Raw genomic sequence first — 20,150 nt, 5'->3', positions numbered from 1 at the left:
TATCAATAATTGAACATCTTTTATTACGTAATCGATTCGGGCGGCTCGTAACCGAAGTGATCATAAGCGAGTCGAGTAGCAATCCTGCCGCGAGGTGTTCTTTGAAGGAAACCGATTTGCAACAAATAAGGCTCATAAACGTCCTCAATCGTGATGGACTCTTCGCCAATGCTTGCGGCAATCGTATCAATCCCGACCGGACCGCCGCGGAATCGTTCAATCATACTGACAAGCAATTTATGATCGATGTGATCGAGACCGTGCGAATCGACTTGCAGCATTTCAAGCGCTTCTTTCGCGATATTCATTGTAATACTGCCGTCGCCACGCACTTGTGCATAATCACGCACTCTGCGCAGGAGACGGTTGGCAATTCGTGGCGTTCCTCTTGAGCGCCTCGCTATTTCAACTGCTGCATTGGCGTCGATATCGACATCGAACAAGCTTGCACTTCTAATTACAATTTCCTTCAATGGAACTTCTCCATAATATTCTAGACGGAGCGGCACACCAAAACGGTCTCGAAGCGGAGCGGACAAAGAACCGGCTCTAGTCGTCGCCCCAATCAATGTAAACGGCGGGAGATCGAGACGTATTGATTTGGCGGATGGCCCTTTCCCCACAACGATGTCGAGACAAAAGTCTTCCATTGCTGGATAAAGCACTTCCTCGATTGACCGGTTCAATCGGTGGATTTCATCGATGAATAGAACATCGCCCGGTTCCAATGATGAAACGACCGCTGCGAGATCGCCAGGCCTTTCAATCGCCGGCCCGCTCGTCATTTTTACATTGACGCCCATTTCGTTTGCTATGACAGTTGCAAGCGTCGTTTTCCCAAGCCCTGGCGGACCGTACAAAAGGACGTGATCCAAGCTTTCACTCCTGCCTTTTGCCGCTTCGATGAAAATACTCAAATTATCTTTTACAGTCTCTTGTCCAATATATTGATGCAACGTTTGAGGTCGCAAAGATTGTTCGAAGCTGTCGTCATAATTGGATTGTTCACTTGAAATGACCCGTTCCATACATACCGCTCCTCCTTTCTATTCCGATTTATTATTTTTGTTTCAATAATAGGCGTAGTGCCAACTTCATATAGCCTTCTGTATCCAGGTCTTCCTTTTGCATCTCAGTCTTCACTTTTGCCAGTTCACGTTGTGAATAGCCTAGCGCCTGCAAAGCAAGGATTGCCTCTTCCAACGCGCCGTTTTCTGCTAATGAAAGCAGTGTCACGTCCGTATCCGGCATTTCAATTTCCGTGAATAGATCCCCGAGCTTCCCTTTCAAGTCAAGGATTATTTGACGTGCCGTCTTTTTTCCGACGCCTGGAAACTGGACGAGGAATGATTCGTCTTCCCTTTCGATTGCACCGATGACTTGAGAAGGTATGCCGCTTGCCAAAATGGCTAGAGCACCTTTCGGACCGATTCCAGAAACAGTGATAAGCTTCTTGAACAATTCACGCTGTTCTATCGATTTGAACCCGAGCAACCACTGCATGTCTTCACGCACATGTAAATAAGTGAATACTTGCTGCACTTCTTCCGTTTGATGGAAGGCATATGGATTAGGCGTCATGATCTGCCAACCGATGCCGCCTTGTTCAACCGTTATGTATTCGGGTGTCACCCGGGTAATTATTCCTTTTATATAATCGTACAAGCCATTCTCCCCCTAAAGTATCGAAACTATTATAGCATACGAACGGGTTTTCTACATAGAAAAGCGGAGGGTGGCGTTCAGCTGCGACAGCAGGGCAAAGATGTGCTCGTAACGCTTCGCTTTTACTCGCAAAAGCCGTTCTTCGTTACGGCTTTCGATGGAGGGCTTGGACAAAAGGCGCTTTTTGCCTTTTGCTTCACGCCTGAAGCGACCCGAGCTGCTGCCACCCGGTGCTGGACAATAAAAAAAGCCGCTGAAGAGGCGGCTCATTCATTGACTTGCATTATGATAAATATTTTGCACATCATCATCGTCTTCTAATGCTTCAATCATCTTTTCAAATTGGTCGGCATGATCACCTTGCAATCCCGTATAGATCGTCGGAATCATTTCAATCTCCGCTGAAATAAATTCTATTCCTTCAGCTTCCAAAGCTTCTTTTACTTCCATGAAGCTGGACGGTTCTGTAATAATTTCAAAGCCATCTTCTGTCGACTCAATGTCTTCAGCACCCGCCTCCAAAGCTGCAAGCATGATTGCTTCCTCACCGGTGTCAGCAGTACGCTCGACAAATAGGCGTCCTTTTCGGTTGAATAAATAGCCGACCGATCCGCTTTCTCCCAAGTTTCCGCCATTTTTATTGAAAGCTACACGGATATTCGGCCCTGTGCGGTTTCTGTTCTCAGTTAAACAATAAACAAGAACAGCTACCCCTCCAGGTCCATATCCTTCATAGACGACTTCCTCATAGTTTTCATCCGCACCTGCGCCAGTCGCTTTATCGATAGCTCTTTTAATGACATCATTCGGCACGTTTAAGCCTTTTGATTTCTCGATTGCAAGACGGAGTGCGGGATTCATGTCGGGATCTCCTCCACCCGTTTTTGCAGCGACATAGAGTTCCCTCGACATCTTTTGAAAGATTTTGCCTCGTTTCGCGTCTTGCGCGCCTTTACGGTTTTGGATATTTTTCCACTTTGAATGGCCAGCCATTATGCATCCTCCTACTTCATGTTCCGTTCTACATCATACCATAACTTCGGCCATGAAGAGAGGGCATACTCCGTAAAGGGGATGAGCTTTCTAGAAATATTTTCTTGTTTCGCTTCCGGCATATTTAAAAGATGCAACCATTCCCTTAACATCTCATTCGGATAAAGCAGCATCGATTTAGATGCGTTATCGAGATCTTTTAAAGACATCTGCTCTGCCAATAGGAACTCCAAATTGTAGCAAACATTCGGCAAGACACGGTGCATCCAAAGTGCCAATTCGGTTCCAGGTGGTCCTGTACATGCAAGGTCGAAATCGATGAAGCGAATTAAACCGTTTCCATCACGAAGAATATTGTGATGGACGACATCCCCGTGAAGCAACGTATAGCCCGAAAGCTTCCGATAGTTCTTCTTCAAAATGGGAAGAGCTTCTTCCCCATACATGATTATCTCATCAACCGCTTGTTTCCTTAAAAATTTCCCGAAAGCATCACGATTTTCAATAAAGCGATCAAGTCTTTCTTGCCATTTTTCCAAGAGCTGATATCTATGCAGATAAGGGGAGGCATCCCAATCAATCTGCTCTTTTGTTCGATGCAATGCTTGAAGGGCTATTAAGGAATCGGTTCGATCACTACGTCGCCTGAAGTTGACGGGTTTCGTCCCTTCAATCCATGGCTGCATAATGAATAACGGATCCTCCGTTGGAAGGATTGGAACAATATGAGGAAAACGGATCGCATGCAACTGTCGGTGTACATACTCGACTTTCACCGCCGTTGAACGCGTTGTATATCTTTTTAACGAATAGGCGGATTCCCCTTCCACCATTTTCCAGACATTTTTCTTTACTTTACGGATATTCTTTTCCAGCGCCATACGCCGGTCAGCAGCCGCATCCGTAATTATCCATAGGATTGAAAGGCTGCATATGCATTGGATTCATTTGCATCGGGTTCATGTGCATTGGATTCATTTGCATTGGATTCATTTGCGTCGGATTCATTTGCATCGGGCTCACTTGCATCGGGCTCACTTGCATCGGCATCATATAATTCGGTTGCATCTCACTCGGACCAAATCCATAGAATCCATGGTGAGGGCAACCACAGTGATGAACAGGCATCGGAGGACATGGATAACCGAAAAAGAATGGTTGCTGAGGCTGCATCATCATCTCGCTAGGATTTTGATACTCGGGTGATACCATTTGAGGCACATATCCTTGCTCCGGCGGACAGTAAACCATATGTTCCGGTGATTCAAGCGGAATCGTCGGTGACTCCATCAACTCCCAGCCTCTGACAGGATAAGGCGGAGAAACTCCAGGACCTCTTCCCGGATAAATTGGTGATTCTTCAAACTCATCCATTTCTTCGGCACTTTCAATCGAAGGTGGTTTCACTCCTAATTTTGCTGGTGTTGTCGGCATTTCCTTCGCCGGCATTACTTGTGAAGGCATAGATTGCGGCGGCATGGCTGGCGTTGGCATAGGCGCCGGCATTTGTTGAGTGAAGCTTGGAAACGGCATCGGTACACAATCCGCATCGTAAATAGGCATCCATCCGCAAGGAACAGGCATAATCGGCTGGAAAAATTGTGGCATTGCCATTGGCGGTGTAGGAACGGCAGGCGGTATGGACGGTAATGGCTGCACAGTCTCTGCAGGTGGTGTCATTACAGGCGGTGGCTGAACAGGCAAGCTCGGCATAGGCTGTCTCGGCACAGATGGCGGCTTCGGCATTTCAAATTCAGGTTCAACCTTCGGCAATGGAACCGGTTCCTTCGGCTTAGTCGGCTTTTCCATTGCAGGAGGCGTAGATGGCTTTACTTGCTGAGGCTTTACTTGTTGAGGCTTAACCTTCTCAGGCATTTTTTCCTTGCCTTTCTCACTCGGCAGAGGTGCAGTTTTCTTCTTTGGCAAAAAAATCTTCATTCCCGGAACGATATAATCCGGATTTGCCAAATGGGCATTCACCCTTTTCAAATCTTCAAAAGGGATACCGTACTGTCGTGCAATTTTCCACAACGTATCCCCTTTTACAACAATATGGACATCCACTAACAAAATCCCCCTTCCATCAATCCATCGTATGAACGAACGCCCGTCTATGTGACGCAAATTTAAGAAAGACGCCCTCTCTCTTAGTATGTATATTGTGGAATTGTCCCGATTATTCATTTGAAAAATTGATGTTCGTAGGCTTTCTAGCCTTTTAAATGAAAAAACCTCCAAGCTAATAAAAGTTAGCTTGAAGGTCTATGTTCATATGGAAAATACGAACCGAATGATTGAACCGTGCAATTAAGCGCCGCAAGTTCCTCAAGGGCACCTCTCATCATCGGGTGCTCTTCACTTTCCAATACGTCGATGATGAAAAAATAATTTCCTAACCCAGTTTTCATGGGCCGTGATTCGATTTTGCTTAAATTTAGCTTCCGCCATGCAAACACTGATAATATTTGATGAAGCACTCCTGAACGATCGTCTTCGGGTAACTTTATCATTAATGTCGTTTTCGGCTCTTTCGAATGACCCGGTACTTCCAAATGGCCTTTTCTCAATGATAAGACGACAAACCGTGTATGGTTGAAATGAAAATCGTGTATATTTTCTTCAGCGATATGTAGGCCGTACTTTTCAGAAGCCAAACGATTTCCGATTGCGGCGATACGAAGCTCCGGATTTTCGGAAATATATTTTGCAGCCGCAGCTGTCGATGTTGTCTGAATCAAAGGCGTACGGCGGTAATGATATTGCAAATACTTATGGCATTGTGCAAGTGCATGTGGATGAGAATGGACCGATTCGAGCTTCTCTAAATGATCCTTCTGCTTCTTATTCACCATCAGATGCTGTTCAATCGGAATCGAAATTTCCGCATTGATATACAATTCGCTACCATGGAATAAATAATCAATCGTCATTGGCACCGAGCCTTCCAACGCGTTTTCAAGCGGCACTATCGCGTACGCGACATGACCTTCCGTTACAGCTTCTATACAATCAGGTATCGTCGGTTGGGGCACCAAGCCTTCCGTTCCAAAAAGGTGAGTTGCCGCAACATGAGTAAATGATGCTTCAGGCCCCAAATAGGCGACCGTTGGCTTGTAATCTTGTTCGCTCATCTCAGATCCTCCATCTAGTTGCTCCACTTTATTTTTCTATCTTTGTTGTTCGCCTTTGGGTGCTATCCCCGATAAACGCCCTCCGCTTTTATCATTACCGAGCTATAGGCGCATTAAAGAGCTCCCGAGCTGATCAAATGGACGGAATCTATGAAGTTAGGCGCTTTCAACTTTTGCATAAATTCCTCCATTTTGATCTGCATCTCGGTTACATCAAGTGACAACGTTATATTAGCACGACCTTGCACCGGGATTGTCTGGTGAATGGTCAGCACATTACATTTCGCCTCCGAAATGATCCGAAGAATCGTCGCAAGCGATCCTTTCCGGTCCTCGAGTTGAATAAAAATTGTCAACACTCGTTCACGAGCGATCGATTCGAATGGGAAGACAGTATCCTTATATTTATAATAAGCACTGCGGGACAATCCGACCCGCTTCGTCGCTTCCTGGATTGTCCTTTCCTCCCCGCTCGCTAGAAGCCTTTTCGCCTCTAACATCTTAAGCATCGATTCCGTAAGTACATCTTCCCTTACTAGATAAAACTGCCCTTCCCCCAATGGCCTCATTGAATGCCTCCTTGCAACAATTCATTACTCATCCTCGATAATATCTTATTCGAGGAATTCGAATTCGAAGTCGAGGATTCTAACTGTATCCCCGTCTTTCGCACCTCGCTCGCGAAGAGCATCGTCTACACCCATTCCACGCATTTGACGTGCAAATTTACGGACAGATTGATCGAAATTGAAGTCGGTCATCTTGAATAGACGTTCGAGAGTATATCCTGATAGGACATATGCTCCATCATCATCTCGCGTAATCTTGAAGTCAGCGGTTTCAGCTTCGTGCTTATAAAGAACTGAACGATTTTCATCCTCTTCTTCGATTTCATGCATCGGGAACTCCGGCGTCGTTTCAAGCAAGTCGGCAACTGTAAATAGCAGCTGATCCAACCCTACACGTGTAATCGCAGAAATAGGGAAAATCTTTGCATCTGTTTCGCCCAGCTTCTCTTTGAACAGTTTTAAGTTTTCTTCAGCTTCCGGCATGTCCATTTTATTTGCAACGATGACTTGAGGACGCTCCATTAAGCGAAGATTGTATTTCTCCAGTTCTTCGTTGATTGTAATGTAATCTTCGTACGGATCCCGCCCTTCTATTCCAGACATATCGACGACGTGGATGATGACTCTTGTCCGTTCAATATGCCGCAAGAACTGATGACCGAGACCGACGCCTTCATGTGCTCCTTCGATAAGACCTGGTAAATCGGCTAGAACAAATGTCCTTCCACCTTCCAACTCCACCATTCCAAGATTCGGCACAAGCGTTGTAAAATGGTAGTCGGCAATTTTCGGTTTTGCTGCGGATACGACAGATAATAATGTCGACTTTCCTACGCTCGGGAAACCAACGAGGCCAGCATCTGCGAGCACTTTTAATTCAAGTGTAATTTCCCGTTCGACGCCCGGTTCTCCTTTTTCCGATAACTCAGGTGCAGGATTTTGCGGTGTAGCGAAACGCGAATTCCCTCGTCCGCCTCGTCCGCCTTTCGCGATGACAGCTGTCTGGCCATGTTCCACGAGATCAGCGATGATATGACCAGTTTCCAAATCCTTGACGATCGTACCTGGAGGAACTTTAACTACCATGTTCTCTCCGCCTTTACCGTGCTTGTTTTTACTGCCTCCGTGCTCTCCACGTGGGGCTTTGAAGTGTCGCTGATAGCGAAAATCCATTAGCGTCCGTAATCCTTCATCTACGATGAAAACGACGTCCCCGCCTTTTCCTCCGTCCCCACCAGCAGGACCTCCGTAGGCTACGTACTTCTCGCGGCGGAATGCAACCATTCCATCGCCGCCGTCGCCGCCTTTGACATATACTTTAACGTGATCGACAAACATGTTTTTTCCTCCTATCGTCCACTTAATGTGAACGTCCATTGCTTATCTTGCAAAACTCCACTCACTTCAAACCCATCGTCCGTATTTGGTAAATTGGGCGATTCGGTAAATGAGAGGGTCCCTTCGATGGTCAATTGAAGCGACCATTGTTCTTCGGTAGCTTTTACTATGATATGGACGATGTATTCATCCATCGGATCGACTGATTCTCCTACGATGCCAATTAACCGTTCCAAATAATCGGCAATCACTTCATCATTCGCCGTCCGGTCTCCTGCAATAATGTCGCATTGCAACTTTTTCGAGAAAGCCGTATGCCTCCATTCAAATGTGCTAATCCAAATTTCCGTCTTCGGCAGGCGAAGCTTTTCCAACATGGATAGGTGCCGCATGCGTTCTGTCGTTTCTAATAGCGTATTTCGGGCTTCAGGCATTTTCCCGAGATCCATATATAATAACATTAGTTGCAAATCATTTAAAAAATCATGGCGTGCAAATTTCAGCGCTTTCCCAATCGTCAAGTCTTCCGATTCCATTTTCTCACCGCCAAAGATATCATATACTACAGTATAGCATCCCTTTCACAAAATCCGTCAAAGATATGGATTAATTTGTTGGTGTTATGTACTTTGGCGATAATGGATTGGCATTAATAGCAGATAAAAATCAAAATAAAAAAGGACTGCACGTAAAATGCAGTCCTTTCAATGTTAGTCATAACATTAAGCTTCTTGAGCTACAGGGTATACGCTCACTTTTTTCTTGTCGCGGCCAAAACGCTCGAAGCGAACTACGCCGTCAACCTTTGCGAAAAGTGTATCGTCCCCGCCGCGGCCAACGTTTTCACCTGGGTGAATTTTTGTTCCGCGTTGACGATAAAGGATAGAGCCGCCAGAAACGAATTGTCCGTCAGCACGTTTAGCGCCAAGACGTTTCGATTCGGAGTCACGACCGTTCTTTGTAGAACCTACCCCTTTTTTCGATGCGAAAAACTGGAGATCCAAACGTAACATCAGTGCCACCTCCTATCGGTTAAAAATAAGTTTTATATGTTGCCCGTAATCTTGTTCAATCGTCTGTAATGAAACAATCATCGCCTTCACAATCAATTGAATTTCCTTATCTTTTTCCGTTTCCGGAAAAACCACTTTCAAATAACCACCATCTGATCCTTGTTGGATGTCAGGAGTTATGCCAGTGAGTGCAATAACAGCATTGACGGCTCCGAATGAAACCGCAGATGCGCCTGCACAGACAAGATCTTTTCCATGTACTGCGAAATCGGCATGGCCTTTCATCTCAAATGAGCTGATCCGGCCGGATGGTTGTTCATTAATACTGATTTTGATCATGTCGGCTTACGCGTTGATGCCTTCGATGACAACTTTTGTGTATGGCTGACGATGACCTTGCTTTTTGTGGTAGTTCTTTTTCGGCTTGTATTTGAAAACCGTGATTTTCTTGCCGCGGCCATGCTTAACGATTTTACCAGTAACCGTTGCACCTTCCACGAATGGAGCGCCGACTTTCACGTTTTCTCCACCAACGAATAGAACTTTGTCGAATGTTACAGTTTCTTCAGCTTCGCCGACTACTTTTTCGATGTAGACTTCTTGGCCTTGTTCGACTTTGATTTGTTTTCCACCAGTTTCAATGATTGCGTACATACTTGCACCTCCTCAATAGACTCAGACTCGCCTTCAAAGGTGATCCTAACGGATGCTTGTACCTTGTCAGTGCGGTTGTAGCACAGGTGCGCTACAAACAATAACATTAAAATATTACCATGCACAACTCATGGCGTCAACTGTTTTCTTTTCAATTGCTCATAAGCCTGTTCGTATTTCCGAAACTTGAAGGCAGATATATTTTGAATCAGTAAAAATAGAGCAAGAGTAAGAAAGAGGATCGTTTCAGGTAGTCCAAGAAGAAGCAAAAGGCTGCCGGCTATTAAAACCGATATGGAAAAAATGAGATATGCAGATCTCACTTTATATTTTCTCTCATCTGTTTCAAGCATTGCGCTAATAGCCTGTCCACCGTCAAGAGGTAAAATAGGCAATAAGTTCAGCAAGAGGATCACTACTTGAATACGAAGGAATTGTTCATTCCCCGGAAAAGAAAATAGCTTCGACAGCAGGAGGAGAAAGAATGTGGCAACAGGACCCCCAATGGCAACGAACACTCTTTGCCTTCTCCCGTAAGAGTGCCTATTAGGTATCCTCAGTTCTCCTCCATACGGCATGATTGTGCACGAGCGGACCTTCATGCCAACTAATTTCGCAGAAAGAATATGGCCGCCTTCATGAACAAGAAGTGAAATGAAGACGAGAGCGTAAAACGCTAATCCCCCTGTAATCATCAGCAAGATGAAAAAAGGTGCCAATATAGGATGGAGACGAAGCTTCATTTCGTGTCTTCCGAGAAATAAGTAGCCAAAACTTCAGCCTCCAATACGACTCCTTCCCGCTTCACTTTCAAATAGATTGCTTCTTCGTTCATAAGGGCAAGCGTGTCCCCCTTTTTTACAGTCGAGTAAGGAAGCTTCGAAATCGATCCGACAAATCCATATGTCACTTCGTCTCCATCATCGTATAACACCGTAATTGTCTTACCTGATTGCCGGGTAAATCCAGTGAATACGATGAGCCCGTCCCCTTGTGCTGTAATAGGCATCGGATGAGCATAGGAAGCGATTACACCATCCTTATACGGCTGCATCGATTCGTAAGCTGCGAATGGAAGCTCCTCTACAGATTCGGCGGATACTGTAATTGCATCCTCTTCTGGATTTCCTATGATAGAGGCGACCCACTTTTTCATGACGAGAAAATCTTTGCCTGTCGTTATATATTGGGTTACAGGCTTGTTGATGATTCCGATTTCTTCTAACTTGGCAAAGCTGAATACGCCAATCGCTACTATGGTTGCAATGACCCATTTTGTTTTCCATTTCACCCCGCCACACCACCTTTTTTCTCAGTATATGACGGGTGTACTATGAATATTATGGGCAAATGTCCAAGGAAACTGTTTATTATAGAACGCAAAAAAAGAACCCTTGTTATCAAGGGTTCCCGTTTACTTAGCAAATAATGATTTCAACTTCCCGAAAAATCCAGGTTTACCTTCGTCTAAAGACATGAGCGGTACGGATTCGCCTAGGATCCGACGGGCAATGTTCCTGTAACCGATCGCTGCCGGGTTTGATGGATCCATTACGACTGGCTCTCCTTTATTCGATGAGGAAATGACTTTTTCGTCATCGAGGACGATCCCAAGCAGATCGATTGATAAATGAGTAGTGATTTCATTGACGTCCAAAGCATCGCCGCTATTGACTAGACGGCTTTTAATCCGATTGATGATCAGCTTCGGAGGTTCAATGTCCTCTTGCTCCAACAGACCAATAATACGGTCTGCATCCCTCACTGCTGAAATTTCCGGTGTTGTAACAACGATGGCACGGTCTGCACCGGCAACCGCATTTTTATATCCTTGCTCAATACCTGCAGGACAGTCTATCAAAATATAATCATAGTCACGTTTTAATTCGTTGATTAATTCTTTAATTTGTTCAGGTTCAATTGCATTTTTATCAGTTGTCTGAGCAGCCGGAAGCAAAAAGAGCCCATCTTCAAAACGCTTGTCCTTGACGAGCGCTTGATGGATTTTGCATCGGCCTTGGATGACATCGACGAGATCGTATATGATACGGTTTTCAAGACCGAGGATGACGTCCAGATTGCGGAGGCCGATATCCGTGTCAACGAGACACACTTTTTTCCCTTGTAGAGCCAATGCTGTCCCAAGATTTGCAGATGTCGTCGTTTTACCGACTCCACCTTTTCCAGACGTTATAACGATTGCTTCACCCACACTAGCTCCCTCCTTTGAATGTCGACAGATTAGGTCGGAGAATCCGAAGCTCCTGTAAACGGTCGATGGCAATGAAACCGTTAGGATGTATGTATGCGCATTCCATCTCCGGTTGTTCTGACAAAATTGTCAGCTCGTCAGTCATTGTTTCCAGTCTATCCGCTATCATCAAATGCGTCGCCTCAAGCCACGAAGCCGCGATTACTGCTTCTTCATTGCCAGTAGCACCCGCATGAGCGATTCCTTTTAATCTTCCTAATACGTAAATGCTTCCCCCGGCCTCGACACGGCCGTTCGGATTGACATCGCCGATTACAACAAGATCTCCATCAGCTTTAACGACCTGACCTGAGCGGACGATGCCGATATAGGTCTCCGATTGATTCTCCAATACTTTACGGTTGCATTCCTCTATTGTAATGACTTCGCTTTGAATCTTGGAAACTCGTAAATGCGGCGATTCGTGAACGACATTCATAATTTCCTTTAACTCTTCTTCATTACAATAACGATTACCGGTATGCACCTTCACTTCAGCAAGCCCTTCGAGACTATTTTCGCTGACTTTATTGCGGAGTTCTGCAATCATGTCCGAATAAGCGCATTTGTCGTCAAGTCGGAGGACAAGCCCGTCTTTTGTCCCTTTTATTGTTACATAGTGCTGTTTCGTCATTTGCGTCCCTCACAGTTTTCTTGATTATATTCCGGCTTTTTGCAGTCCTCTTTCATCGAACAACCTTTTGAATAAATATCCGAACATCGCTACGAAAATAGAATTAGCAATTATTGTCGGCATGAGTCGGATGACGATGAATTCTTCGAAGCCGATTGCCGTCAATGCAATCAGGCTGGCAAAGAAGAACGACAGCAGTTCAAGCAGCGCAATCATCACCATTGATAAAAGCATGACGGTAAGGATGTGGCGATGGATTTGCCGGATGATCAAAGCGGCAAGATAGCAGATTACCGGATATAAAAAAGTATATATACCAATAATATCAATGTGATACATATCATACAAGAGTCCAAGTACGATTCCATAGAGGATTGCACGCCTCCGTCCATAGTAGACGGTGATGAAAATCAGATAGACGATAACGAAACGAGGCACGAGAGTGTAAGATACATCTGCGATCGATACAGGTGAGAAAAGACTGAATACTGGTTCGAGGAAAAATAATATGACAGCAATAAGAGGGATTATGAACCTAATCATGATTCATCATCCCCCTTTTCGTCCTCCCCAGGGACTATACCATCTGTACCACTCGTAACTCCGGTTGACCTCTGTACGACCATTACATGATCCAACATGGAGAAATCTGCGGCCGGACGAATATAGGCTAACTTCGTCAATCCAAAATCATCCGTTGACACTTCCGTCACTTCCCCGATGAGCAAGCCTTTCGGGAAGATTCCGCCTAATCCGGATGATTCAACCTTTTGACCTTCCTTGACGTCAAAATTCGAATCGATACGTTTCATTATCAATTCGCCGCGAGAAGGGTCATATCCTTCTATCAAACCGAAAATCGCTTCATCGCCTGGAATAACTGCAGCAACCCGGAAATTGCTGTTTTCAGTCGATAATAATTCCACTGTTGATGTGAAAGCAGTGACAAGCACAACTTTTCCGACGAGGCCGTTTGAGGTTATGACAGCCCTATTCAACTCGACGCCTGCAGCAGTACCTTTATCGATAATGATTTTTTCTTCCCATTGGTCGGGATTTCTCGAAATGACAGTCGCTTGAATAGGATCATAATCTCTAAGACTTTCCTTCTTGTCCACAATTTCACGGAGTTTTTTATTATCCGCCTTCACATCCGCCAGCTCTGCTTGTGTAGAGGCATATTCTTTTAATCGCGCTTTTAAATGCTTGTTTTCTTCATATGTATTCAAAATGCCATCGATTTTATCTAATGTGCCCGTAATATAATGTGCCGGTTTCGAGAAAAGAGATTGCCCGAAACCGACGACGTCTTTCACTATTTGCTCTGGAAGGGTGGCATTCTGCCTGTCTTTTAGGGAGAATGAAATCAATGCCACGAGGACAATGACGCCCACAAGCAGCAAAATCAACCGTTTATTCGAAAAAAATCGCGGCATTGCCCAAATCCTCCCTCATTACCTAGCTTGCATCTTTTTAATCACTTCGAAATTATCGAGTGCTTTCCCTGTCCCAATCGCTACGCAATCAAGCGGATCTTCAGCAATGAAAACAGGCATATTCGTTTCATCAGAAATAACCTTGTCCAAGTTTTCAAGAAGCGCTCCGCCGCCTGTCAAGACAATTCCTCGTTCCATAACGTCCGCAGAAAGTTCAGGTGGTGTAGCTTCCAATGTTTTCTTAACGCCTTCAATAATTTGTGAAATGGATTCACGAAGGGCTTCAACGATTTCATCTGAAGAGATTTCCAATGTTTTTGGCAGGCCAGTTAACAAGTCACGGCCTCTAATTTCCATCTTTTCAGGCTTAGCAGATACTTTCGCTGAACCGATTTCAATTTTGATAGCTTCCGCAGTACGTTCACCGATTGTCAAATTATACACTTTACGGATATAACTGATGATCGCGCCATCCATCGAGTCACCGCCGACACGAATCGATTCGCTCGTAACAATTCCTCCAAGAGAAATGACTGCAACTTCCGTCGTACCGCCACCTATATCGACGACCATGCTGCCAGTAGGTTCCCAAACTGGTAAATTAGCACCGATAGCAGCTGCAAAGGGCTCTTCAATTGTAAACGCATCTTTGGCACCGGCTTGTCTTGCCGCATCGATAACTGCGCGCTGTTCGACAGATGTAATGCCGAAAGGAACACATACCATGACGTTAGGCTTCTTCCAAGCACTTCCCGCAGCTTTTGTCGCTTCTTTCATATAATGCTCAATCATTGCTGTTGTAATTTCAAAATCCGCAATAACTCCATCTTTCATTGGTCGAGTCGCCACGATAGAACCCGGTGTACGTCCAATCATATTTTTAGCCGCTGAACCGACTGCCACGATTTCATTCGTCACTGTGTTTTTCGCTACGACGGATGGCTCTCTAAGAACGATCCCTTTTCCTTTAATGAATACCAATGTATTTGCTGTGCCGAGGTCGATCCCGACATCTCTTGATCCTAATCCAAACAAATTTGTTCTTCCTTTCTATTCGACCGCATAAAATGGTCTTCTTGAAATCATACACCACATTATAACGGATTGGAGAACAAATTCACAGTGTCAATAGCAATAGTAAGTATTTTGATGCTAATGCCTTCCTATCAAATACAAACATGCTAAGCAATTGAATTCCCTTTATGCTATAGGGTTAGGGGCACTTTCTCACTTATTTGTGCAAATAAATCCTTTACCAGTTTAGGAGTTAATTGCTAACTCATATATCCCTTTTCCTTAAGACTTATGAAACGATGATCGCCAATGATAAGATGGTCCAGCAGCTCGATTCCAATAATGGCGCCTGCTTCAACAAGCCTATCTGTAACCTCGATATCCTCCGGTGATGGTGTTGGATTGCCACTTGGATGATTATGTGCACAAATTATTGAGGCAGCGGATCGTTTCACTGCTTCACGGAAAATCTCCCTAGGATGGACGATTGATGAATTTAAGCTACCGATAAAAATCGTCTGTTTATGAAGCACTTCATTTTTTACATTCAAAAAAAGAACGACGAAATGCTCCTGAACAAGGGAAGACATGTCCGTCATCAAATACGCAGCGGCATCTTCCGGCGATTTAATGACATAGCGCCCCTCCGAATGTTTGCGATAAATCCTCTTCCCAAGCTCCACTGCAGCAAGAATTTGGACAGCCTTCGCTTCTCCGATGCCTTTAATGGCCGTCATCTCTTCCACAGTCGCATCTTTAAAGTCTTGAATCTTGTCAAATGACTTCAAAATCCTATTGGCAAGCATCAAGACGGACTCTTCCTTCGTGCCTGTCCTAAGCAGGATAGCCATGAGCTCCTGATTCGACAAACTTCCAGCACCTTGGCGAATAAGCCTTTCTCGAGGTCTATCCGCGATATGTACATCCCGGATCATCATTTGCTTCTTCACATCGACTGTCAAAGAATCATTCACCTTCCTTCAACAGGATGATGCCTTCATTGCGCAATGTCTCGACGAGTTTTGATAAAGGCAATCCTACAACATTCAAATAGTCCCCTTCAATTTTATCGACAAGAAGCGCACCCGCTGTTTGGATGCCGTATCCGCCTGCCTTGTCCATCGGGTCGCCTGAATCGACATATGCCTGAAGCAGCTGTTCATCTAGTTTCTTGAATGTTACTTTTGTCTCCACCGAAAATACTTTCGACAATCCGTTTCCAATAATACTCACACCCGTGAAAACCGAATGGGTGTTACCGGAAAACTTCCTTAGAAAGCTTTCGGCTTGTTCTTTCGAAGATGGTTTCGGGTAGACCTCCCCTTCAAAAACAACAATCGTGTCCGCCGCAATGACGACTGCATCCGGTTTTTCTTTCGAAACGGCTGCTCCCTTTTTCACCGCAAGCTTCTGGACGTACTCTTCAAAATCCCCTTCCGTCCACTCCACTACTTCTTCGACATTGCTCGGCATCGTTTCGAAAGGTATGCCAATGTTCCTAAGCAGCTCCTGCCTTCTTGGAGAGCCAGAAGCTAAAATAATCGGTACTTCCGTCATGAATTCCATATATGCAACCTCCTTATTCTATCTATATCATACTGTAGAAGATGCGTAATGGAAATTTTCATAAATCAGCAATAACTTGATTTCCCCTCGAATTCCGGCTTTAAAAATTAATTTTCGCGCAGCCATCCTTATTGGAATAGTTCGAAATCAGATGAAGTCGGACAATACGTAAATCCGAAGTGAACGCTGTTAGACCCAATATATTTTTGCGGAATTCAGCTGTCTTTTCATCTTCCACTTCTCCTTCTGCAGCAGTTGTCAAAACTTTAATTTTGGATAATTCGGTTTCAGATAAAACGCTTCTTAATTTTCCAGCGCCCACGTTCGAGCATGACGATGCATCAACGAAAAATGGCTTTCTAAACGTCATTTCATAATCGCTCACTTCAATTTCATCTTCCTGAATGCCGACCTCACTCCACACATAGAACTGTCCCTCGATTTGTAAAACAGCTGCTTTTGCAAGACTTACATCTTGCGCAATGAAATCTTTCGCTGATTGCACGGATGAAAACACACCATGCTGTTTAGCGAACAGTTTGAGAGGGGCTTCATCCCCAGATATGGCCGGGCCGGATGCTGGTGTTGTTTCACCCGAAGTCGGCGGGTCTGCCGCAACTGTCTCTTGTTCGATCGCTTTTTCCTTCCCTATCCCATTCGTTCCGACAATAATTAAACCTACTATCACTACTGCAGCAATGCCGATTAATACACCATGGAGCATCGCCATCGCAACTGTCACTTTCGAATATTTCTTTCTGAAATTCATGCCAGTCCACCCCGTTTTTAGTAACCGTATCAAACTCGACATGAAAAAGAACAAGACGTATGTCGCCTTGTCCTAAAAAATTTATCGACTTAAATGAATAATTGCTGATACCATTCGACAAAGTCTGCTCCGAAGAAATACGAAAGGACTGCTGCCGCTGCAATGGATGGTCCGAAGGCAACAGGTGTCTTCTTGCCTTTCCCGGTTTTCTTCAGCACGTATATGCCGACGACAGAGCCGATCAGAGAGGCGAGGAACAATGTTAAAAGTGTATTTATCGTACCGAGCACAAGACCGATGACAAAGAATAATTTAATATCTCCTCCGCCCATTCCGCCTTTCGACAAGACAGCAATGAGAAAGAGCACGACAAAACCGACAGCGGCTCCTAACAAGCTATCCCACCAAGGCGACGTTGGAATGATCCATCGAAGGATTAAAAAAGCGATGGCAAACGGCAGTAGCACTTTGTCCGGAATAATCATATACGCTATATCTGAAACAGTAATGATAACGAGCAATGAAACGAAAAGCAAAGCGATAACCAATTCATATGTAAAACCGATATGGTAATACGAAAATGCAAATAAAGCACCTGTTAGGAATTCCATTAAAGGATACATCGGGCTAATTTTCTGTCCGCATCCCTTACATTTTCCGCGCAAAGCAATATAGGAGAAAATCGGTATCAAATCGAGCGTGCGCAGCTTCCGATTGCATGCAGTGCAATGGGATGGCGGCGAAACAATCGATTCCTTTTTCGGCACACGAAGGCCGACGACGTTAAAGAAGGAACCGAAGATGGTGCCGTATAAGAAAAATAAAATTACCCACACAATACTCATTCATGATCACCCAATCCAGGCATTTGATTAATTGGTGTCGGATCCTGTTTGCCAGCCGGCACCGGCGCGTCCACTTTGGGAGCTTCATTTTCAAGATTGCCCAAATCGGACCGGAAAAACGCATGGAAAGTAATTAGGAGATCCATCAAGCCGCTCTCCTGTTCGAACGTTCTCACTTCCTCAGGCGCCGTGAATTCAATACGATTGATAATGAATATTCGCTCCATCTTTTCAATTTCTTCGATGAATCGATCGATCTGCATGTATTCATCCGCCTGTAAATGCACTTCCGCAACGACAGCTTGTACATTCTCAACAAGTTCAGGAGGATTTTCCATAATCGTTTCTTCAAGTGAAAAATTCACTTCATTCACTAATGCTTCCGATTTCACTTCCGCCTTTTGTACTTGAAGAAGAATTAGATCCTCAAGGGGCTTTACAGGCAGCTTTTCCTGCAAAGGACGAGAGCTCGATAGTCTGGATTGACTTTGCTGAGCCTCTTGTCGCTGTAATGCAAAAAGGATATCTCTTTCATTCGCCAACGTCTGCTCAGCACGTTCAGCCGAATCTTTCGCAGGAGCATAGATTTGAAAATACGAATAAGCAGCGAGGACGATTAGAAATACGATCGCCAAAATAAGCAGTCCCGTCTCCTTTTGACGTTTTGTCATATTACTCATCGGAGTCACCCTCCTGCTCAACTGTTTCATCTGTAGCTTCAACTTCTTCTGTTCCTTCAACTTCAACGACAGCACCACGTTCATCTTTGTATTCAATATGATACGTCGCTTCAAAGCGTGGAAGCGTCGCCAAATCTGTTTCCTCATCCAGACTTTCGGCGACTAACGATTCCATCGTAGCCGAAGAGACGACTGTCGAAGATTTGATTCTCGTCAAATAATAGGCGGCGTCGGATTTATTGTCGAATTGGACGATGACTGTTGATTTATGAGGTGCTGTAAATTCGAATGAAACAAAGAAACCTCGTTGTGGCAATAAAGCGATCATTTCACGCAATAAAGGTAAAGTATCGAACCGATTCGCCTCCGCCCATTCTACAGTCGATGCAAGTTTTTCCCAATCATCTGCATTTGTGGAAGGCTGAATATCCTCCCGAATCGCTTCTTGGCTTGCATGCAAGGCGGTGATTTGCATTTCCGTCCGAGCAGCCTCTTTCGACAAAGAAAGGGAGAGGATAAAAAGAACAGCCCAAAAAAGAATAGCCGCACCTATAACAATGAGTGCAGCAATAAGGAGCGTCGATCGCTCCCTTTCCTTTTCGGGCAATAAATTAATATCAACGAGCATGTACTACACCTCTTTCAATGCCAAACCGATCGTCCGGTTGAAGGTTGCGGGCAATTGTCGTCCATCTTGAAGCTCCAACGGTCTTTTCAGCAAACGTTCCGCTTGGATTGAAAACCGCTCGCGTATGGTGGACAATAAATCTTCCATATCTCTATATTCGCCATTGACGAGCAAGTGGGTGATGGAAGCATTTCCGTTATGTAAATTATATCGATAAAAATTCATCAACTTTTCAAGTTCCATCACAATCGTTGTCGGCGTAATGGAATGAGGATCTGCGTGAACATCCGCAACGATTGAAAGATCAGCTGATTGTGACAGATCGACAGGTCGCATGAAAAGTGGGTAATGCTTATGGAAGATCGAGACAGTTAATACACCATCATGCATATCGGCGATCAACACATGCTCATGCCCTGAAAATTGATACACTTTGTACGCAAGCCGATACAGTGCGAGCGGGCCGATATCAGCAACGACAGGATTGAGTTTCACTGCCTTAAAGACGTTTTCGTACTGATCCAAAATACTTTCCTTTGAGGCAATCAAAATCGCTTCTTTGCTCTCATCATTCAACGTGCAAGGGACGACATCAAAAACCGGATCATCAAACGGCAAATAAATCGTTGAACCGATTTCAATGAAAAAATGCCCCTTTAATTCATCCGGCTCAACATCATCCGGATAAGGCACTTTACGAATCATCACATATGTATCGGGCGCAAGGAATTGGACATCACGCTTCGCGATGCCCCATTCCTTCAAATGCCCTTCCAAAATGACCACAAGCGTCTCCGTATCAACAATCTTCCCCTCGACGACCGTGTTAGGAGGAAGCACAACTTCCTCCGCACAATCGACGACAAGCGGGTCAGTCGACTTCAACCGGACAAACCGGACGGCATCATCTTCAATTGTAAGTGTTGCCGGCTGTTTGCGGCGGTTGAATAGTGGCATTATTACT

General features: G+C 44.8%; 26 protein-coding genes and 1 other annotated feature. All 26 genes read right to left on the bottom strand.

Features of this window, described 5'->3' with window-relative positions; genetic code table 11:
- Window positions 1–23: 23 nt before the first annotated feature.
- The 26 genes from ruvB to pilM all read right to left on the bottom strand — a co-directional run bounded on the left by ruvB (window position 24) and on the right by pilM (window position 20,143).
- Complete coding sequence (ruvB, locus tag ACTHPA_RS16000) at window positions 24–1,028, bottom strand: Holliday junction branch migration DNA helicase RuvB (protein WP_440501613.1); 1,005 nt, start codon at window positions 1,026–1,028, stop codon at window positions 24–26.
- A gap of 31 nt (window positions 1,029–1,059) precedes the next feature.
- Window positions 1,060–1,665 carry a Holliday junction branch migration protein RuvA gene (gene ruvA, locus ACTHPA_RS15995; RefSeq protein ID WP_440501611.1) on the bottom strand — a complete coding sequence of 202 codons (606 nt, stop codon included), beginning with the start codon at window positions 1,663–1,665 and terminating at the stop codon, window positions 1,060–1,062.
- A 270-nt stretch (window positions 1,666–1,935) separates the two neighbouring features.
- On the bottom strand, window positions 1,936–2,658 hold the full coding sequence (locus ACTHPA_RS15990) for a YebC/PmpR family DNA-binding transcriptional regulator (RefSeq protein ID WP_440501609.1): 723 nt from the start codon (window positions 2,656–2,658) through the stop codon (window positions 1,936–1,938).
- A gap of 11 nt (window positions 2,659–2,669) precedes the next feature.
- Window positions 2,670–3,539: a phosphotransferase gene (locus ACTHPA_RS15985; protein ID WP_440501608.1), complete on the bottom strand. Its 870-nt coding sequence runs from the start codon at window positions 3,537–3,539 to the stop codon at window positions 2,670–2,672.
- A 7-nt stretch (window positions 3,540–3,546) separates the two neighbouring features.
- Window positions 3,547–4,722 carry a LysM peptidoglycan-binding domain-containing protein gene (locus ACTHPA_RS15980; protein WP_440501606.1) on the bottom strand — a complete coding sequence of 392 codons (1,176 nt, stop codon included), beginning with the start codon at window positions 4,720–4,722 and terminating at the stop codon, window positions 3,547–3,549.
- Between the two features lie 185 nt (window positions 4,723–4,907).
- Entirely contained in the window at window positions 4,908–5,789 is an 882-nt protein-coding gene (gene pheA / locus ACTHPA_RS15975) for a prephenate dehydratase (protein WP_440501604.1), read from the bottom strand.
- 113 nt (window positions 5,790–5,902) lie between these two features.
- Window positions 5,903–6,358 carry an ACT domain-containing protein gene (locus ACTHPA_RS15970; RefSeq protein WP_440501602.1) on the bottom strand — a complete coding sequence of 152 codons (456 nt, stop codon included), beginning with the start codon at window positions 6,356–6,358 and terminating at the stop codon, window positions 5,903–5,905.
- 45 nt (window positions 6,359–6,403) lie between these two features.
- Entirely contained in the window at window positions 6,404–7,696 is a 1,293-nt protein-coding gene (gene obgE / locus ACTHPA_RS15965) for a GTPase ObgE (protein WP_440501600.1), read from the bottom strand.
- Window positions 7,697–7,707: 11 nt separating this feature from the next.
- Window positions 7,708–8,232 carry a Spo0B domain-containing protein gene (locus ACTHPA_RS15960; protein ID WP_440501598.1) on the bottom strand — a complete coding sequence of 175 codons (525 nt, stop codon included), beginning with the start codon at window positions 8,230–8,232 and terminating at the stop codon, window positions 7,708–7,710.
- Between the two features lie 186 nt (window positions 8,233–8,418).
- Complete coding sequence (gene rpmA / locus ACTHPA_RS15955; protein ID WP_041075331.1) at window positions 8,419–8,709, bottom strand: 50S ribosomal protein L27; 291 nt, start codon at window positions 8,707–8,709, stop codon at window positions 8,419–8,421.
- A gap of 12 nt (window positions 8,710–8,721) precedes the next feature.
- Entirely contained in the window at window positions 8,722–9,048 is a 327-nt protein-coding gene (locus ACTHPA_RS15950) for a ribosomal-processing cysteine protease Prp (protein WP_440501596.1), read from the bottom strand.
- A gap of 6 nt (window positions 9,049–9,054) precedes the next feature.
- Window positions 9,055–9,363, bottom strand: coding sequence for a 50S ribosomal protein L21 (rplU, locus tag ACTHPA_RS15945; RefSeq protein ID WP_440501595.1), 309 nt, complete (start codon window positions 9,361–9,363; stop codon window positions 9,055–9,057).
- 13 nt (window positions 9,364–9,376) lie between these two features.
- Window positions 9,377–9,450: a sequence feature (ribosomal protein L21 leader region), on the bottom strand.
- Window positions 9,451–9,491: 41 nt separating this feature from the next.
- Window positions 9,492–10,106 carry a M50 family metallopeptidase gene (locus tag ACTHPA_RS15940; RefSeq protein WP_440501593.1) on the bottom strand — a complete coding sequence of 205 codons (615 nt, stop codon included), beginning with the start codon at window positions 10,104–10,106 and terminating at the stop codon, window positions 9,492–9,494.
- Window positions 10,103–10,654 (bottom strand): peptidoglycan DD-metalloendopeptidase family protein, encoded by a 552-nt coding sequence (locus tag ACTHPA_RS15935; RefSeq protein ID WP_440501591.1) that lies wholly within the window; start codon window positions 10,652–10,654, stop codon window positions 10,103–10,105. The genes ACTHPA_RS15940 and ACTHPA_RS15935 overlap by 4 nt, the downstream gene beginning before the upstream one ends.
- Window positions 10,655–10,777: 123 nt before the next feature.
- Complete coding sequence (gene minD / locus ACTHPA_RS15930) at window positions 10,778–11,575, bottom strand: septum site-determining protein MinD (RefSeq protein ID WP_440501590.1); 798 nt, start codon at window positions 11,573–11,575, stop codon at window positions 10,778–10,780.
- A gap of 1 nt (window position 11,576) precedes the next feature.
- A complete protein-coding gene (gene minC, locus ACTHPA_RS15925; protein WP_440501589.1) occupies window positions 11,577–12,248 on the bottom strand; it encodes a septum site-determining protein MinC in 672 nt (223 codons plus the stop codon).
- A gap of 24 nt (window positions 12,249–12,272) precedes the next feature.
- Window positions 12,273–12,791 (bottom strand): rod shape-determining protein MreD, encoded by a 519-nt coding sequence (gene mreD / locus ACTHPA_RS15920; protein WP_440501588.1) that lies wholly within the window; start codon window positions 12,789–12,791, stop codon window positions 12,273–12,275.
- Window positions 12,788–13,684, bottom strand: a complete 897-nt coding sequence (gene mreC / locus ACTHPA_RS15915) for a rod shape-determining protein MreC (RefSeq protein ID WP_440501587.1) — start codon at window positions 13,682–13,684, stop codon at window positions 12,788–12,790. Before mreC ends, mreD begins: the two co-directional genes overlap by 4 nt.
- Window positions 13,685–13,702: 18 nt before the next feature.
- Window positions 13,703–14,719 (bottom strand): rod shape-determining protein, encoded by a 1,017-nt coding sequence (locus ACTHPA_RS15910; protein WP_440501586.1) that lies wholly within the window; start codon window positions 14,717–14,719, stop codon window positions 13,703–13,705.
- A 239-nt stretch (window positions 14,720–14,958) separates the two neighbouring features.
- Window positions 14,959–15,636: a RadC family protein gene (gene radC / locus ACTHPA_RS15905; RefSeq protein WP_440501768.1), complete on the bottom strand. Its 678-nt coding sequence runs from the start codon at window positions 15,634–15,636 to the stop codon at window positions 14,959–14,961.
- Window positions 15,637–15,664: 28 nt separating this feature from the next.
- Window positions 15,665–16,264, bottom strand: coding sequence for a Maf family protein (locus ACTHPA_RS15900; protein WP_440501584.1), 600 nt, complete (start codon window positions 16,262–16,264; stop codon window positions 15,665–15,667).
- A 100-nt stretch (window positions 16,265–16,364) separates the two neighbouring features.
- Window positions 16,365–17,033: a hypothetical protein gene (locus ACTHPA_RS15895; protein ID WP_440501582.1), complete on the bottom strand. Its 669-nt coding sequence runs from the start codon at window positions 17,031–17,033 to the stop codon at window positions 16,365–16,367.
- An 89-nt stretch (window positions 17,034–17,122) separates the two neighbouring features.
- Window positions 17,123–17,878: a prepilin peptidase gene (locus ACTHPA_RS15890; protein WP_440501581.1), complete on the bottom strand. Its 756-nt coding sequence runs from the start codon at window positions 17,876–17,878 to the stop codon at window positions 17,123–17,125.
- Window positions 17,875–18,558, bottom strand: coding sequence for a pilus assembly protein PilO (locus ACTHPA_RS15885; protein WP_440501579.1), 684 nt, complete (start codon window positions 18,556–18,558; stop codon window positions 17,875–17,877). Before ACTHPA_RS15885 ends, ACTHPA_RS15890 begins: the two co-directional genes overlap by 4 nt.
- Window positions 18,551–19,186, bottom strand: coding sequence for a PilN domain-containing protein (locus ACTHPA_RS15880; RefSeq protein ID WP_440501578.1), 636 nt, complete (start codon window positions 19,184–19,186; stop codon window positions 18,551–18,553). The genes ACTHPA_RS15885 and ACTHPA_RS15880 overlap by 8 nt, the downstream gene beginning before the upstream one ends.
- 3 nt (window positions 19,187–19,189) lie before the next feature.
- Complete coding sequence (pilM, locus tag ACTHPA_RS15875; RefSeq protein WP_440501577.1) at window positions 19,190–20,143, bottom strand: type IV pilus biogenesis protein PilM; 954 nt, start codon at window positions 20,141–20,143, stop codon at window positions 19,190–19,192.
- Between the last annotated feature and the right edge of the window lie 7 nt (window positions 20,144–20,150).

This window comes from Sporosarcina sp. SAFN-015, assembly GCF_051966875.1.
GTDB lineage: Bacteria > Bacillota > Bacilli > Bacillales_A > Planococcaceae > Sporosarcina.
This window is presented reverse-complemented; position numbering and strand designations above follow the sequence as displayed.

Coding starts and splice junctions, on each gene's coding strand:
- ACTHPA_RS15970 (WP_440501602.1), bottom strand. CDS start 6,358: ATGAGGCCATTGGGGGAAGGGCAGTTTTATCTAGTAAGGGAAGATGTA.
- minC (WP_440501589.1), bottom strand. CDS start 12,248: ATGACGAAACAGCACTATGTAACAATAAAAGGGACAAAAGACGGGCTT.
- pheA (WP_440501604.1), bottom strand. CDS start 5,789: ATGAGCGAACAAGATTACAAGCCAACGGTCGCCTATTTGGGGCCTGAA.
- ACTHPA_RS15950 (WP_440501596.1), bottom strand. CDS start 9,048: ATGATCAAAATCAGTATTAATGAACAACCATCCGGCCGGATCAGCTCA.
- mreD (WP_440501588.1), bottom strand. CDS start 12,791: ATGATTAGGTTCATAATCCCTCTTATTGCTGTCATATTATTTTTCCTC.
- rpmA (WP_041075331.1), bottom strand. CDS start 8,709: ATGTTACGTTTGGATCTCCAGTTTTTCGCATCGAAAAAAGGGGTAGGT.
- mreC (WP_440501587.1), bottom strand. CDS start 13,684: ATGCCGCGATTTTTTTCGAATAAACGGTTGATTTTGCTGCTTGTGGGC.
- obgE (WP_440501600.1), bottom strand. CDS start 7,696: ATGTTTGTCGATCACGTTAAAGTATATGTCAAAGGCGGCGACGGCGGC.
- ruvB (WP_440501613.1), bottom strand. CDS start 1,028: ATGGAACGGGTCATTTCAAGTGAACAATCCAATTATGACGACAGCTTC.
- ACTHPA_RS15890 (WP_440501581.1), bottom strand. CDS start 17,878: ATGAGTATTGTGTGGGTAATTTTATTTTTCTTATACGGCACCATCTTC.
- ACTHPA_RS15990 (WP_440501609.1), bottom strand. CDS start 2,658: ATGGCTGGCCATTCAAAGTGGAAAAATATCCAAAACCGTAAAGGCGCG.
- pilM (WP_440501577.1), bottom strand. CDS start 20,143: ATGCCACTATTCAACCGCCGCAAACAGCCGGCAACACTTACAATTGAA.
- radC (WP_440501768.1), bottom strand. CDS start 15,636: ATGATGATCCGGGATGTACATATCGCGGATAGACCTCGAGAAAGGCTT.
- rplU (WP_440501595.1), bottom strand. CDS start 9,363: ATGTACGCAATCATTGAAACTGGTGGAAAACAAATCAAAGTCGAACAA.
- ACTHPA_RS15985 (WP_440501608.1), bottom strand. CDS start 3,539: ATGGCGCTGGAAAAGAATATCCGTAAAGTAAAGAAAAATGTCTGGAAA.
- ACTHPA_RS15880 (WP_440501578.1), bottom strand. CDS start 19,186: ATGCTCGTTGATATTAATTTATTGCCCGAAAAGGAAAGGGAGCGATCG.
- ACTHPA_RS15900 (WP_440501584.1), bottom strand. CDS start 16,264: ATGGAATTCATGACGGAAGTACCGATTATTTTAGCTTCTGGCTCTCCA.
- ACTHPA_RS15895 (WP_440501582.1), bottom strand. CDS start 17,033: ATGAATTTCAGAAAGAAATATTCGAAAGTGACAGTTGCGATGGCGATG.
- ACTHPA_RS15940 (WP_440501593.1), bottom strand. CDS start 10,106: ATGAAGCTTCGTCTCCATCCTATATTGGCACCTTTTTTCATCTTGCTG.
- ACTHPA_RS15960 (WP_440501598.1), bottom strand. CDS start 8,232: ATGGAATCGGAAGACTTGACGATTGGGAAAGCGCTGAAATTTGCACGC.
- ACTHPA_RS15885 (WP_440501579.1), bottom strand. CDS start 18,558: ATGAGTAATATGACAAAACGTCAAAAGGAGACGGGACTGCTTATTTTG.